This is a genomic window from Paenibacillus sp. JJ-223 (genome assembly GCF_927798175.1).
Taxonomy (GTDB): Bacteria; Bacillota; Bacilli; order Paenibacillales; family Paenibacillaceae; genus Paenibacillus; species Paenibacillus hubeiensis.
Window position 1 is genome coordinate 56185 of sequence record NZ_CAKMMP010000008.1, and the last position, 14360, is coordinate 70544.

General features: G+C 52.2%; 13 protein-coding genes. 4 read left to right on the forward strand and 9 right to left on the reverse strand.

Annotated features, from left to right (window positions below; translation table 11 throughout):
• The first annotated feature begins 264 nt into the window (after positions 1-264).
• Positions 265-2016, forward strand: coding sequence for an NFACT RNA binding domain-containing protein (locus L6H98_RS15415; protein ID WP_236416434.1), 1752 nt, complete (start codon positions 265-267; stop codon positions 2014-2016).
• A 157-nt stretch (positions 2017-2173) separates the two neighbouring features.
• Here the strand turns inward: L6H98_RS15415 and L6H98_RS15420 are convergent, their stop codons facing one another.
• The 8 genes from L6H98_RS15420 to L6H98_RS15455 form a co-directional block, all read right to left on the reverse strand.
• Positions 2174-3049, reverse strand: coding sequence for a PHP domain-containing protein (locus L6H98_RS15420; protein WP_236416437.1), 876 nt, complete (start codon positions 3047-3049; stop codon positions 2174-2176).
• Between the two features lie 84 nt (positions 3050-3133).
• Positions 3134-4036, reverse strand: coding sequence for a selenium metabolism-associated LysR family transcriptional regulator (locus L6H98_RS15425; protein WP_236416440.1), 903 nt, complete (start codon positions 4034-4036; stop codon positions 3134-3136).
• A 139-nt stretch (positions 4037-4175) separates the two neighbouring features.
• Entirely contained in the window at positions 4176-4613 is a 438-nt protein-coding gene (locus L6H98_RS15430) for a hypothetical protein (RefSeq protein ID WP_236416443.1), read from the reverse strand.
• Between the two features lie 212 nt (positions 4614-4825).
• A complete protein-coding gene (locus tag L6H98_RS15435; protein WP_236416733.1) occupies positions 4826-5089 on the reverse strand; it encodes a YlbG family protein in 264 nt (87 codons plus the stop codon).
• 92 nt (positions 5090-5181) lie between these two features.
• On the reverse strand, positions 5182-5622 hold the full coding sequence (locus tag L6H98_RS15440; protein ID WP_236416445.1) for a YlbF family regulator: 441 nt from the start codon (positions 5620-5622) through the stop codon (positions 5182-5184).
• A 184-nt stretch (positions 5623-5806) separates the two neighbouring features.
• Positions 5807-7675: a helicase-associated domain-containing protein gene (locus tag L6H98_RS15445; protein WP_236416449.1), complete on the reverse strand. Its 1869-nt coding sequence runs from the start codon at positions 7673-7675 to the stop codon at positions 5807-5809.
• 55 nt (positions 7676-7730) lie between these two features.
• A complete protein-coding gene (locus L6H98_RS15450; RefSeq protein WP_236416452.1) occupies positions 7731-9383 on the reverse strand; it encodes a DNA repair helicase XPB in 1653 nt (550 codons plus the stop codon).
• A gap of 129 nt (positions 9384-9512) precedes the next feature.
• Positions 9513-10688: a M20 family metallopeptidase gene (locus L6H98_RS15455; protein WP_236416454.1), complete on the reverse strand. Its 1176-nt coding sequence runs from the start codon at positions 10686-10688 to the stop codon at positions 9513-9515.
• Positions 10689-10896: 208 nt separating this feature from the next.
• On the opposite strand from L6H98_RS15455, the gene L6H98_RS15460 reads away from it, so the two are divergent.
• Both L6H98_RS15460 and ftsW read left to right on the forward strand, forming a co-directional pair.
• On the forward strand, positions 10897-11244 hold the full coding sequence (locus L6H98_RS15460) for a YugN family protein (protein WP_236416457.1): 348 nt from the start codon (positions 10897-10899) through the stop codon (positions 11242-11244).
• 14 nt (positions 11245-11258) lie between these two features.
• Positions 11259-12554, forward strand: a complete 1296-nt coding sequence (gene ftsW, locus L6H98_RS15465) for a putative lipid II flippase FtsW (protein ID WP_236416461.1) — start codon at positions 11259-11261, stop codon at positions 12552-12554.
• A 76-nt stretch (positions 12555-12630) separates the two neighbouring features.
• Here the strand turns inward: ftsW and L6H98_RS15470 are convergent, their stop codons facing one another.
• The gene (locus L6H98_RS15470) at positions 12631-12993 is read right to left on the reverse strand and encodes an Asp23/Gls24 family envelope stress response protein (protein ID WP_236416464.1); all 363 of its coding nucleotides are present in this window, start codon (positions 12991-12993) and stop codon (positions 12631-12633) included.
• Between the two features lie 180 nt (positions 12994-13173).
• On the opposite strand from L6H98_RS15470, the gene cax reads away from it, so the two are divergent.
• Positions 13174-14244: a calcium/proton exchanger gene (cax, locus tag L6H98_RS15475; RefSeq protein WP_236416465.1), complete on the forward strand. Its 1071-nt coding sequence runs from the start codon at positions 13174-13176 to the stop codon at positions 14242-14244.
• The last annotated feature ends 116 nt before the right edge of the window (positions 14245-14360 follow it).

The window sequence follows — 14360 nt, forward strand, 5'->3', positions numbered from 1 at the left end:
TGCCTGCTCTATATCTATTCGGACAGGACTCCAATTATCACCCGGAAGGCGAATCCTTTCCCTGATGCTCGGAATAAGCTAAAATAAAAGTCTGAGGAAAAACCCGTGACGGTTGCCGTGATTCCGTTTTGCCACCAGGCCGTCCGGGCAAAGCAGATTGAACACTTTTTACATATCCGCAAATGCAACGTGTTCAAGGAACGATCCACAGATTACCGACAGAGCATTTCACGAAATGCTTGCATAGAGAGGAAGTTGAAAAACATGGCATTGGACGGCATCGTTACACGCGCCATCGTACATGAACTCCAGGGCTGCAAAGGCGGCCGCATCAGCAAAATCCATCAGCCGAACGATCATGACGTGGTCCTGACCTTGCGCGCGCAGCGAGGAAACAGCAGGCTGCTTGTCTCGGCAAGCCCGACGTACCCGCGCGTGCATTTTACCGAAAAAACGTTTATCAACCCCGCCGAAGCACCGATGTTCTGCATGTTGCTGCGGAAACACTGCGAAGGCGGCATTATCGAGGACATTCGTCAAGTCGGCATGGAACGCATCATTCACATCGACGTGCGTCAGCGCGACGAACTCGGAGATGTCTCGAGCAAACGCATCGTCATCGAACTGATGGGACGCCATAGCAATATTGTGCTGCTCGATCCGGCTACCGGAACGATTCTGGACGGCATTCATCATGTTACCCCTTCCATCAGCAGCTACCGGGTCATCATGCCCGGATTTTCCTACACTGCGCCGCCGGAGCAGCACAAACTGAACCCGCTTGAAGCCACACGGGAACAATTTGCGTTCAGCTTGCAGTCTTCCGAAGAGGAAGCCGCCCGCTGGTTCGTCGGTTCGTTCAGTGGACTTAGTCCCCTCGTCGCCGGAGAAATCACATATCGCGCATTCGGGACAGACGGGGAGACGTCGAATGGAACGAAAGATACGGAGCAATTATGGAATGCATTTCGTTCCGTCATGGACGATGTGCAGGAAAACCGATACACGCCGATGACGGGGGCCAATGCCAAAGGAAAATTTGTCTTCTCCGCCATCTCGCTGCAAGGGATTCAAGATTCCGTCAAAACCTATGACACCATCAGCCAATGCATGGAAGATTTTTACGGCGACAAAGCCGAACGGGACAGCGTCAAGCAAAAGGTCAGCGACCTGTTGCGTTTTATTCAGAACGAGCGGAGCAAAAACGTCAAAAAACTCGACAACCTGCACAAGGATTTGCTTGAAGCCGACGACGCGGACAAATACAGGATATGGGGCGAGCTGCTGTTTGCCTCCTTGCACCAGATCAACAAAGGCGACACCCAGGCCGAGCTCGTGAACTTCTATGACGAGGACCAGGCGACCGTCACCATTCCGCTGGACCCGCTGCTGACGCCGTCGGACAATGCCCAGCGTTACTTCAAGCGTTACAACAAATACAAAAACAGCCTGGCGGTCATTCATGAACAACTCGGCAAGACGAAGGAAGAAATCGTCTATATGGACAACCTGCTGCAGCAGCTTTCCAGCGCATCCATGAGCGATATCGAGGAAATTCGCGACGAGCTGGTACAGCAGGGTTACCTGCGCGACCGGGCCAAAAAAGGCAAAAAGAAAAAGAAGAACGATCGCCCTACCGTGCATCAGTTTACTTCCTCGGAAGGCATCGACATTCTGGTCGGCAAAAACAATCTGCAGAACGAATACGTGACGAACCGCTTGGCTTCCGCCAACGACACGTGGCTGCATACCAAGGACATTCCCGGCTCTCACGTCGTCATTCGCAGCCAGGAATTCGGCGATGCCACGCTGGAAGAGGCGGCCCAGCTGGCCGCATATTTCAGCCAAGCCAAGGAATCCAGCAGCGTGCCCGTCGACTACACATACATCCGCCATGTTCGCAAGCCGAACGGGGCTAAACCGGGTTTCGTCATTTACGATAATCAGAAAACGCTGTTTGTTACACCGAACGAAGAGCTGATTAAAAGCCTGCCTTCTACCGTCAAGAACGGTTAAAGGTGTTGCTCCCCCATTTATGTACCGATGATGCATACGCATTAAAAAATCCCGCAAGCAGCCTTGTTTGACTGCTCGCGGGATTTTTATGTCGTTTCATGCCAAAACAAGGCTCTGCTTATGTGTCATGGTTAACTGTGGAGACATACATTGGCGCCTAGCTAACGCCTGTTTCATTTCGCTCTGCTGCAGCCTTCAGCTTCGCGAGCACATCGGCTGAGACCGTCCGGCTTCCCAAATCGCCATGAAAAACAACCCCTTGCCGCTCACCATGATAATCCGACCCTCCCGTCTCGATCAGGTCAAACTCGCCGGCGAACTGCGCGTACCTGCGTTCTTCCTCTGGCCCATGGTCGGAATGAAAGACCTCGATGCCATCAGGCTTGGCCTGGTGCAATATATCCCTAACCAGATCATCATCGCCGTACAGGCCCGGATGTGCGATCACCGCCGCACCGCCCGCTTCCCTGATCCACTGGCATGCATCTTGCGGCGTTACCCGGGGTACCGATACGAAGCCCGGCTTGCCTTCAGCCAAATATTGATCGAACGCGTCTTTCATGTTGGCAGCGTATCCTTTGCGTACCAACACGTCAGCCATGTGCGGTCTGCCGATGCTTTCGTCGGGCTGAAGCGGCCGTCCAAGTGCATCGATGACTTCTTGCCATGTGATATCCAGCCCCAGTTCCCGTAATTTCGCGATGATTTTATGGTTGCGCTGGTCTCTTGCCTCCCGCAGGCCGCGAAGTCTCTCCAAAAACCGAACATCGTTCGGATCCATGTAATAACCGAGTACGTGAATGTCCTTGCCGCCGGCACGGGTACTGATTTCCACGCCAGGCACGACGTCGATCCCTTCTTCCAATCCTGCTTGAACCGCTTCGGCAATGCCCGCTACCGTATCATGATCCGTAATCGCTACCGCAGCGAGTCCCTTCCGCTTGGCCAACTTCACGTTCTCCGCAGGCGGCTGCATGCCGTCCGAGGCTTGCGTATGGGTATGCAGGTCGCATTGTCCGTTCAGTGGTTTCATCCTTAACATCTCCTTTATCATCTATATAAACCGCACTAAACAATGACACAAGGCACTGCGAGTGCAGTACCATCTTCCGATCGCTTATTTATCCGTCCCCTGCTCCTGGTGGCGAAGATAATTGAGGAAAGCTATTGCCGGCAGCGGCGGGAGTGATGACTTCAAATGAATGGCGTAGAACTGGCGCTTGAACTCCAGTCCGCGAATATCCACGATCCGCACCAGCCCTAGAGCGAGTTCATGCTGCACCGATGAGGGGGACAGCATCGTGATGCCCACGCCCGCCTCGACTGCGGATTTTACGGCTCCCGTGCTGCCAAGCTCCATCACAACATGAATATGCCGGGCATCAATATCTCGTTTTAGCAGCTCATCCTCCATGACTTGGCGGGTTCCCGACCCTTTCTCACGAAGAACAAACGGATAAGTCAACACTTCCTCAAGCTCGACTTCTCCACGATCAAGGGCGTGTCCTGCCGGGACTACCAGCTTCAGTTCATCCTGCATAACCGTCTCCACGACCATGTCAGGGTGCTGTACGGGTGCCTCGATCAGCCCCAGATCAAGTTGATGTTTCAGGATATCCTCCATAATTTGTGCAGTATTCATGACCTTCATCACGATCGAAGTATCGGGATATTTTTTGGCAAAGGGTCCTAACATCCGGGGCAATACGTATTCGCCGATGGTGAGGCTTGCTCCCAGCTGCAGCCTGCCTTGAAGTTTCTCGGTAAAGGCGGACATCGCTTCGTCCGTCTGCCGCACCAGCTCAACGCTTCGTTTCGCATAGGGCAGTAAAGTCAGCCCCGCTTCGGACAGCTCCAATTTTTTGGTGGAACGATGCAGCAGCTTGATACCGAAATAGTCCTCCAGCGACTGGATCTGCATCGTTACCGCAGGCTGGGTCATATGAAGCGCTTGGGCTGCAGCCGAAAAGCTACCCCTCTCTGCCACCGTATAAAAGATATGTAATTGATGAAAATTCATGGCTTCGCCCCTCTTCTTTACACTCTCTCCATTGTAGCCCATTTCTTCGATTCCAACAAAAAAAGCATGCAGCTTGTCTGCATGCGATGTAGCCTAATGCTATGATGGTATACGTTCGGGATAAGGTTACTCCTAATCGTTACTTGTGCTTGCGGCTGTTTTTCACCAGCGTCATCCTTCTGGAATGTCTCAGCCAGGAATAATACGATTTCAAATCGCGAAGCTCGATCGTCTCCGACATCCGTCCGAGAAACGTTACGATGATCATTTTGTGCAGCGGATTGCCGGCAATATCGTATTCCCCTTCAAGCTCGGAAAATTCAGCAACCACTACCAAATCGTCATCAATCAGGTATACATCCTGCTCATTGCGGTAATATGGCGTAATACGGTCTTGCTTCAGGCACTCCCATAACCATGTCGCAATATGGTCATCGTCATTATGTTTCGGCTCGATCCGGTCCGTGTACCGAATCTTGGCATGGTGGGTAATAACGATGTCGGCCACTTTTTTGTCTCCAAGAGCCACAAAGAAGGGCTCGTACGTGCTCCAACGTTGCATCACCTTATCACGCATGGGAATCACTCTCCACCAGATAGGACTTTCTATCTATTTGTTAACCAATATATTACAACATAAGTCCCGCAACCTCAAGGCATATGTTTCATTTTTTTCACAAAACAAGCTTGCTGCATAATGGAACAAAAGAGCGGCCCCGAAAGGCCCCTCCATAAAGACGTTTTCCTGCATCGGCCATGGGCTTCGACGCTCAGGCGCGACAGCGCAGATCACAATCCGTAATAACTCGTTTTATCTGCCGTTTTGCTTGCATACTCCGTCTTGATTTCGTTCCGGTAGGAACGCTCGATTTTGCGCACATAGGAAAGGCGCTTCACGTTTTTCATCGTATCGTCGGCCCGATCGGCATTCACGTACATGACCACATAATGCATGCGGCGGGATATGTAGTGAACGGTGCCATATTTATCGAGATTGCGGGCAGCTTTTAAATCGCTGACCCAAATAATGAATCCTGTTCTTTCGGCAAACATCATCTTTCCCGCCTTTCTAAAATGGAGGCCGGACGCTGCATCGGGTCCGGCCTGTCTGATATTATCGTTCCCTTCTCCGTGCCAGCACCGGCTCAGCCGCCACAGCCGCATTTACCCCCGCTGCCGCAGCCGCCTTTGGGGTTCGGATCATTGCTTGGAACCTTGATGCTGGAGGATACCGCAAAAGCAATCGTCTCCGACATTTGGTGCAGCATGTCATCAAGCCGGCTCTCCGCTTGTTTGAAACGAACCACTGCTTCGAACTGCTCCAATTCCATCTCCACGTCGCGAACCTGATCTTTGGCCGCATGGTAATCCGGATGAAAATGCCCAAAACGCTGCGTTTCCTCGAAAAGCTGCTTTTTGCTTTCCAGTTTGCGGATCCCCGCCTGGATGTCGGGATTCGTATCAACTTGCTGCTTCCAATATAAATAATCCGATACTTCGGCAGATTGATTGATCATGTCGGCCAATTCATATGCGCCCGTCAACACTTGGGCCATATCGACCGTGTTTATTTCCGCTACGCTCATGAAATCATCCCTATCTATATATAAAGTTCTACGTAACGTAGACTACTTTATCATAGCATATCCCTGATGGGTTAAGAAGAGTTTTTCCTGCATTTAGAAAACAGGGCGCAACAACGACGCCCAAATCGAAAACGCCGCATGGGAAGCATGGACGCAGCTCATTTTCACCATTCGATGCGGGGAACTACATCTCAGGTACGAGGATGCGCATTTCTTCCCAATCGCAGGGCGAGAAGTTTTCGCGTATGACTTTGCCGTCAGGCGCAGATACGTTCCATCCGGTCAACGTCCATGATTCATGGCCATGGATCTTTTCGGGAATCACGAAAACTAGCTCATCCTTCATCTTCATGACCAGTTTTGTCTGCCACTCAATGGCTTGGGCCGCGATTTGGCGAGCCGTGGATAGATGATACCGCCTCCAGTCGTTGTGCCACACGTCCGGCACCCGGTCCAAATCCGGCAGTATATCCTCCTTTTGATTCCGGAAGGGGACGGATTCAAGACGAAGCCATCCGCGGTTGGACTCGACAAGCCCATCACCAAGGTGGTCGCGAAACGCAATCCGGTCGGACTTTTCCTTCTCGTGGCCGCCTTCGACCGGATTCTCGCCGTAAACAACGCCCATATCCGCCTTTGGCACCTCATGCTTCATGAGCAGCGCGCCGCCTAGCCTTTCCGACGGATGGCCCCCTCCCCATTCTTCAAGAGCAAGTTGGATGTGGGGATGAAGCTCCTCCATCGCATTTAGCGCGAGGCAGCGGATAACCTCTTCCGCCGATGTTCCAAAGTGCGCAGCTTTGGCAAAGCTCTCTCGGCTTAAACGATATACGCTAAGGCGATCGCGATGAACCAATTCGGCACAGCACTCTGCCACCCAATGCACGGAAGGGGCTGCCTCGCTAGGAACGAGCAGCTCGAAATCAGGTTGAATGATGATACGAGGCAACCGCGCATCCTGTGTCCCATCCTCCCTCTCCGTTCCATACAACAGCGAATGGGGATCAACAAGCCAGCGAAACACGCTCCCTTCCGCAGCGTCTTGGCCGATTTCGCCAAAGCCCCAACCCGCCAATGCCTCCAACCACCCCAGAATTCGGGGGAATACATGGTCCCATTCGGGTTGCCACCCCGGATCAACCGAAATCGAAACGGTTTTGGCATGTTCATGTTCATGGGGAGCAGCAGCATCGCGCCATTCGCGGATGAACGGCAGTACCTGCCGCAAACCAAACCATTGGTCTTTGCCCGGCGCGAGCAACAGCAGGCGATACTGCACATGCTGCATGACGGGATTCATTGCAGCATACTTGTCCGCGCACAGCCCATAGATCTTCCTGTGCATCGCGCTCCAGGGCAAATCCAGCCATGAACTCAGCCGATCTTGGGATATGGCGTACACGTCCTCGTTCTTTTGAATAAGCCCCAATGAAAGCAGCAAGTCCAGCATGATCGCAACGTGGCGCGGATAAACCTCCTGATGCTTATACTGAAAAACCAGCCCATTCACATCTTCCGGCCGCATGCTGGTCATACGGTCAAGCTGGTTTATTGCTTTTTTGTGCAGTGTGCCCTTTCGGGTCAATGGCAGACCTTTGCTTCCGAACCAGGCAAGCACGTGCAGCAGATCGAGGGCTATGTTGGTTTTCCCTTCCCGCCATACGGCCATGCCCACGCGATGGGGCGAAGGGCTTAACCCCCCGCCCTGAAGCGGCGAAACCGAGCTGGAGGAGAAAGGCGGGACACCTTCCAAAGCGCGGCCGATTCTCCGTTCAAAGGCCGCTGCGAGTATAGGGAGGTGGGCAGCCGGGATGTAGTACAAACATTCGCCCCAAGCTTTGCGGACGGCCTGTATCCATCCCTTCTCCCATAATGAGGCAAACGCCGCTCTCGCCTCCGCCCGGCTAAGTCCTTCTTCGGCCCAATCAGCCGCAGCCATTACCGACGCGAAGGGTTGGCCTGCATGCTTGCAAAAAACGGCTCCCAAAACCGTCTGCTCCATTGCCGGCAATGCTGAAACCATGTTCGCCCCGCATGTATCTTCGAAATGCATCGAACCACCACGCCCTCCTTTTCAGAAACATTCAGAAAACAAGGAACTCACAACGCTATATATCCTCATGTCTAATCGTGTATTCATAACCTTGCTCAATCAGAAACAGTTGTCTGTTTATCGCAAACTCTTGTTCCCTGCTGTTCTCGGATACAAGCGTATAAAAGAAAGCTTTGTTCTCGCCCGATTTTGGTCGCAAAATACGGCCGAGACGCTGCGCTTCTTCCTGCCTGGATCCAAAGCTTCCCGATATTTCAAGGGCAACAGCCGCATCGGGAAGATCCACGGCAAAGTTGGCGACCTTCGAAACAACAATCGTTTTTATTTCACCGCGCCGAAAAGCCGAAAACCACTTGTTTCTTTCCGGTTGCGACATTTGACCCGAAATCAGGGGGGCGTTAATTTCCCGGGCAATCCCCTCCAGCTGATCCAAATACTGACCAATCACTAGCGCCGGAAGCTCTGCGTGAGTATCGAGCAGCCTGCGAACGACCTTGGCCTTGGCCGGATTTTCGGCAGCGATGCGGAACTGGTGTTTGCTGCCTGCCCGATCGTATTTCGATCTCCATTGAGGGGATAATGGGACGCGGATTTCTTGACACTGCACGTTAGCAATCCAACCTTGATGCTCCAGCTTCTTCCAAGGCATATCGTACAGTTTGGGACCGATCAATGAAAATACATCCTGCTCACGGCCGTCCTCGCGAACCAGCGTAGCCGTCAGCCCAAGCCTCCGCGTGGTCTGGATATCGGCAGTGGCCCTGAATACAGGGGCAGGCAGCAGATGTACTTCATCATAAATGATCAGCCCCCATTTCCGTTCGCTGAGCAATCGGATATGGGAAAATTCCGCTTGTTTCGATTTGCGGTGGGTCAAAATTTGGTACGTCGCAACCGTAATCGGTCTTATCTGCTTTTTCTGACCGGAATACTCCCCGATCTGTTCGGGAGCAAGCTCCGTTTTATCCAACCATTCAGCAATCCACTGACGAACCGACGTCGTGTTGGACGTCAAAATGAGGCATTCGCATTGCAGCCGCTGCAATACGGCCATGCCAATGACGGTTTTGCCTGCCCCGCAGGGCAGCACCAGCAGTCCGCTTCCGTTCATGGCGTCGCTTCCGCCAAAAGCTTCGACCGCTTCCTTTTGATAGGGACGCAACGAAAATGCACCATCACGCCATCCAATGGACAACGGCGTTCCCTCCCGATATCCGGCGTAATCCAGCACGGGATATCCAAGTCGTGTCAGCTCCTGCTTCAGCAGGCCCCGATGCTCGCCGCCCAGCACGAATTCCGCACGGCTTGAGCGCTTCAGGCCAAAAGCGGATAAGGAACGAGCCTCGGCCAACTCGTCGAGCAGTTCTTCATCACCGACCAGCCGCAACTGCTGCGATTCCTCGCTTGCGTGCAACTGCAGCCTGCCATATTGGTTCATCGTTCTGCGAATAAACTCCGCCAAGGATGCGGGCATGTCCCAGCGCGAATGCTGGTTCAGGCTTGCCATGATTCCATCTGCATTCCATCCCATGGCCGCAGCGTTCCATAGCGATAAAGACGTGATCCGATACGTATGCCATGCAGACGGCGTTTTGATCAACTCTGCGTAAGCCGCCAGCTGCGACCTCGCCTGCTCGCTGCCAGGATGATCCGTTTCCAGCAAAATCGTAAAGTCCCGCTGCACGATGCAAGCCCCTGTCGTTTCCATGCTTTCCTCCTATGAATATCACATTGACCCGAATTCATCCTTTTCAACACGTCGAAGAAATTCCGGTCGACGCTACAAATAAAAAAAACACCCTATTCCTTAGGAATAGAGTGCCCAATACTGGAAAAATCATTCGAAAGACGAAGCATACCCCTTGGCCATCGCAATGAACAACTGAACGCCAAGCTGCATCGCGTCTTCATCGAAATCAAACTTCGGATGATGATGGGGATACACGGCCCCTTTCTCCGGATTGCCTGCCCCCACAAACATGAAACAGCCGGGAACCTGCTGCAAATAATACGCAAAATCCTCCGCAGGCATCAGCATCGGCGTTGTCTGGACGTTGCTTTCACCGAATACCTGAACGGCTTCACGGAAAAAACGCTCCGATTCCGTTTTGTCGTTCACCACAGGCGGATAACCCATGATGTAATTCACATCGGTTTGCGCGCCATAAGCCGCGCCTGTCTGGGCAACGACCGTATGTACCCTCTCCTTCATCGATGCCCGGGTCGCCTCGTCAAACGTCCGGATCGTCCCGCTTAGTTTGCAGGATTCGGCAATGACATTTTGTGCCGAACCGGCTTGCATCGTGCCAATGGTCAGCACAGCCGGACAGAGAGGATCCACGGACCGGCTGACTACCGTTTGCAGCTGCATGACCAGCGCCGAACCAGCGACCACGCTGTCCACCGTCGATTGCGGCATGCCTCCATGCCCGCCTTTACCTGTAAGCGTGACGTAGAAATCGTCCGCCGCAGCCATCATCGGTCCTTCCTTGCTGGCTGCCACGCCCACCGGAAGCGGTGTCCAGAGATGAATGCCATAGATGACGTCCACACCTTCAAGCGCACCGTCGGCGATAACTTTGACTGCTCCGCCGGGAAGAAGCTCCTCCGCAGGCTGAAACAAAAAACGGATTTCGCCCCGAATGTCGGACCGATGGCGACTGAAATACAGTGCCGTTCCCAGCAGGATCGAGACATGGCCGTCATGACCGCAGGCATGCATGGCCCCCGCCGATTGCGAAGCGTATTCCACGTCTTTTTCATCCTGAATCGGGAGCGCGTCCATGTCGGCACGAAGCATGACGACCGGCCCGGGCTGTTCCCCGCGCAGAATGCCGATGACGCCATGTCCGCCCACATGGCGCTGCACTTCAATGCCGAAGCTTTCCAGCATGTCCGCGATGAAGGTCGACGTCTTCTCCTCATGAAAGGAAACCTCAGGATTACGGTGAAGGTGACGGCGCCATTCCACCATATGGATCTGCAGATCCTCCCACCATATTTTGTTTGTCATTTCTCCCATCCTTTCTTTCTTGAGCAGAGCTTCTATCAGGCCCGCAACAACCTTGGCAAACCTATTGCTGTATATTGTAACAGAATTGGAAGAAATCCGATACGAAACGGTGTTCGAAAGCTTGCACGGGAAGGGGAAACATACTATCATGAATGAGAGAATGCACGAGAAAATACACTCGGAAGCTTGTGAGGAGGAGCAGACGCTTATGATTTTTAAAAATACAGGCTTAGATGGCTTGAAAAGCGACTTGGCATACCTGGATGAAAGCGCCGAGAAAGTCGGATTTATTCGATGGCAATGGGAATATTACCGGGCTACATATGACTACAAAATTGAAGACGAATCCACCAAATCGGAATATTTCGTACGAATCAACACCCGCGTTGTTGACGGCAAATTGGAAAAACCGGACAGCATTCTGGCGGTAGAAGCCGTGTATCTTGGAAAAGCAACGTTCCCGCACGGCCTGGACTATGACTCTTCCGTTCCGCAGCCAGTCGTGAAGCTGGCGAACCAAAAACTGCAGCAGCTGTTAGAACTGCTTCAGGCATAGGCTGGGGCCATACGATGAAACAACAAACGGCCCAGAAGAGAACGAAGAGAGGCACGCCGGATTTTCAACTGCTGATCCTCACTCTATTGTTGGTGGGCTTTGGACTGGTGATGGTATTCAGCTCCAGTTCCAGCATTGCAATTGCTAACGCGGATTATCACAATGATGCCCTTTACTTCACGAAAAAACAACTGATGTGGGCGGTTATCGGCCTGTTTGGCATGTTCTTTGCCATGAACATTCGTTTCAACAAGTATAAGAAGCTGTATGCACCCTTTTTCCTGTTTACAACGGTTATGCTCCTGCTGGTCCTGATTATGGGCAAGGTGCTTAACGGGGCGAGAAGCTGGATCCACATTTTCGGATTCAGCGTGCAGCCTGCCGAGTTCGCGAAGATTGCCATTATTCTGTACCTGTCCGCGCTAATTACCAAAAAAGGCGAGCGGTTCAGGGATTTGAAGACAGGGTATCTTCCCGTCCTGATTATTGTGGGATTCGTAGCCGGGTTGATTATGCTTCAGCCTGACTTCGGTACGACTTTTATTTTGGTCGCCACTTGCGGATTGGTCATTTATGCAGGGGGAGCCAACATGAAACACATCATGGGATCCATTCTGCTGGTGGTGCTTGGGGCTGCGCTGGCTTTTGGAGGAAACGCTCTCCTTTCAACCTTATCCCCCTCGGACAACGCAGCCTCCACCACGGACGCTGCAGACGCGTCAAAGTCGAATTACAAGGTTGGACGGTTTCAAGCGTTCCTCGATCCGATGTCTGACCCGAACGGAAGCAGCTATAACCTCTATCGCTCGTTAGTCGCGATCGGGGACGGCGGCTTTACGGGTTCCGGAATCGGGCAAGGCACCATTAAATTGCATTACTTGCCCAATGCATACAATGACTTTATTTTTTCGGTCATTGGCGAAGAGCTCGGTTTTTTGGGAAGCATGCTCTTCCTGCTCGTCTATCTGTACTTCATATGGCGAGGCATCATCGTCTCCCTACGCTGCCCCGATCCGTTCGGAACGCTCGTCGGCATCGGCATCATGGGATTGATCGCCATCCAGGCCTTCATTAATATCGGTGGCGTGACTCAAACGATTCCGGTGACGGGAGTTACCCTTCCGTTTATCAGTTATGGCGGTACTTCCCTCTTCATTATGATGGTGGCCATGGGCATTTTGCTGAGTATTTCACGCACCAACAACCTGGATGTCATCAAGGAAGAAAAAACGAAGTCCGTCACGATTCAAACCCAAACACGCACTTCTCCGGCGGTACGTTCCCGCCAGGCCATTCGTCGCGTTCGTTAATCGGTGAATGGATAATCGAAAAAAGACTTCACATCCCTTGGGATGTGAAGTCTTTTTTCTTACCGCATATGGATGATTATACGTCGTCACCTTTGAAAGAAACGCCTTCGACCTTGACGTTGACTTCAACAACACGCAATCCGGTCATGCTTTCAACCGCTTCCCTTACGTTTTGCTGAAGCATGCGGGATACTTCATGAATCGGGGTCTCGTACAGGACGATGATGCGCAGATCAATGGCTGCTTCCAGCTGGCCGACCTCAACGCCCACGCCTTTCTGTACGTTTTTACCGCTGAGGCGCTTGGCCCAGCCCTCCGACAATCCTCCAGACATTGCGGCAATTCCGGGCGTCTCGAGCGCAGCCATTCCGGCAATTTTCGCCACGACGTCATCCGCAATCCGGATATTTCCGCCATCCAGTTGAAGTTGTTCTGCCATGCCACATCCTCCTTCACTTCGTTACTCGTATTTTATCCGGTTTCCATACCAAAAAGCAAATGAAAGTCATTTGCGGCGTTTACAATCCAGGATGATTTGGGTATATTGAGTTATAAAAATATTCTCATATGCTTTTCCATTTCAAATTGAAATAAATACATAATGCCGAGGTGTTAGCTTGTGAAAAAACGGATTTCATCAACCTTGCTGATCGTAACCTTCGTACTCAGCGCCATTGCACATTACGCGAACTGGAATCCGGTCCTGCAATTTGTAGTCTCGGCCCTTTCGGTCATTTTCGTTGCCGGATTTCTGGGCAAGGCTACCGAATCCGTTGCACATTATGCCGGACAACGGCTGGGCGGATTTTTGAATGCCACCTTTGGCAACGCGGCCGAGCTGATCATCGCCATATTTCTCGTTAAAGAGGGATTGTTCGACATGGTCAAGGCCAGCCTGACAGGCTCCATCATCGGAAACCTGTTGCTCGTGCTTGGATTAAGCATCTTTGCCGGCGGCCTCAAGTTCAAAATCCAAAATTATAACGTTTCACTGGCAGGCCTTAACGGTTCACTGATGATTGTGGCTATCATCGCGCTGTTTATTCCCGCCGTCTTTCTGAACACCCATTCCATTACGCAAAAGGATACCGACACACTTAGCCTGGTCGTGGCAGGCTTGCTCATTCTGGCTTACATTGCCTGGCTCTTGTTCTCCATGGTGACGCACAAAACGTATCTTGCCGATGTGACGGAAGACGAAGACGAGGAGCTGCCGCATGAACATGCGCCGGTATGGTCCAAAAGCAGATCTATCCTGTACCTTGTGCTCGCTACCGTCATGGTTGCTTTTGTCAGCGAATGGCTTGTCGGCACGCTTGAGGTGTTTACGGAACAATTCGGATTGAGCGAGCTCTTTGTGGGTGCCTTCCTTGTGGCCATTATCGGCAATGCAGCCGAACATAGCGCGGCCGTCATGCTTGCCATGAAAAACAAGATTGGTGCCGCCGTGGAAATCGCGGTGGGCAGCAGCCTGCAAATTGCCCTGTTCGTGGCACCCGTGCTTATCTTTGTCAGCTACTTTATCGGGGACACGATGGATATCGTATTTACAACGATTGAGTTGGTCGCCATCGGGGTGTCCGTATTTATCGCAAAATCCATCACGCAGGACGGCTCGACCAACTGGTACGAAGGCTTGCTGCTGCTGGTTGTCTATGCCATTCTCGGTGTATCGTTCTTTCTTGTCTAGTCCATTAACACAACAAAGAGGAGCTGTCCCTGGTCATTCTGTTTTGACCTATGAGACAGCTCCTCTTTGCTTTGGCAGCGGTCTGCCGATTCTCCCGGAATCCGCACACAAAAAAA

Bases quoted from the DNA above. Each gene is read 5' to 3' on its own strand.
- L6H98_RS15435 (WP_236416733.1), bottom strand. From the start codon at position 5,089: ATGTTTGCCGAAAGAACAGGATTCATTATTTGGGTCAGCGATTTAAAA.
- L6H98_RS15415 (WP_236416434.1), top strand. From the start codon at position 265: ATGGCATTGGACGGCATCGTTACACGCGCCATCGTACATGAACTCCAG.
- L6H98_RS15450 (WP_236416452.1), bottom strand. From the start codon at position 9,383: ATGGAAACGACAGGGGCTTGCATCGTGCAGCGGGACTTTACGATTTTG.
- L6H98_RS15470 (WP_236416464.1), bottom strand. From the start codon at position 12,993: ATGGCAGAACAACTTCAACTGGATGGCGGAAATATCCGGATTGCGGAT.
- L6H98_RS15455 (WP_236416454.1), bottom strand. From the start codon at position 10,688: ATGACAAACAAAATATGGTGGGAGGATCTGCAGATCCATATGGTGGAA.
- L6H98_RS15430 (WP_236416443.1), bottom strand. From the start codon at position 4,613: ATGCGTGATAAGGTGATGCAACGTTGGAGCACGTACGAGCCCTTCTTT.
- L6H98_RS15445 (WP_236416449.1), bottom strand. From the start codon at position 7,675: ATGCATTTCGAAGATACATGCGGGGCGAACATGGTTTCAGCATTGCCG.
- L6H98_RS15460 (WP_236416457.1), top strand. From the start codon at position 10,897: ATGATTTTTAAAAATACAGGCTTAGATGGCTTGAAAAGCGACTTGGCA.
- ftsW (WP_236416461.1), top strand. From the start codon at position 11,259: ATGAAACAACAAACGGCCCAGAAGAGAACGAAGAGAGGCACGCCGGAT.
- L6H98_RS15440 (WP_236416445.1), bottom strand. From the start codon at position 5,622: ATGAGCGTAGCGGAAATAAACACGGTCGATATGGCCCAAGTGTTGACG.
- L6H98_RS15420 (WP_236416437.1), bottom strand. From the start codon at position 3,049: ATGAAACCACTGAACGGACAATGCGACCTGCATACCCATACGCAAGCC.
- L6H98_RS15425 (WP_236416440.1), bottom strand. From the start codon at position 4,036: ATGAATTTTCATCAATTACATATCTTTTATACGGTGGCAGAGAGGGGT.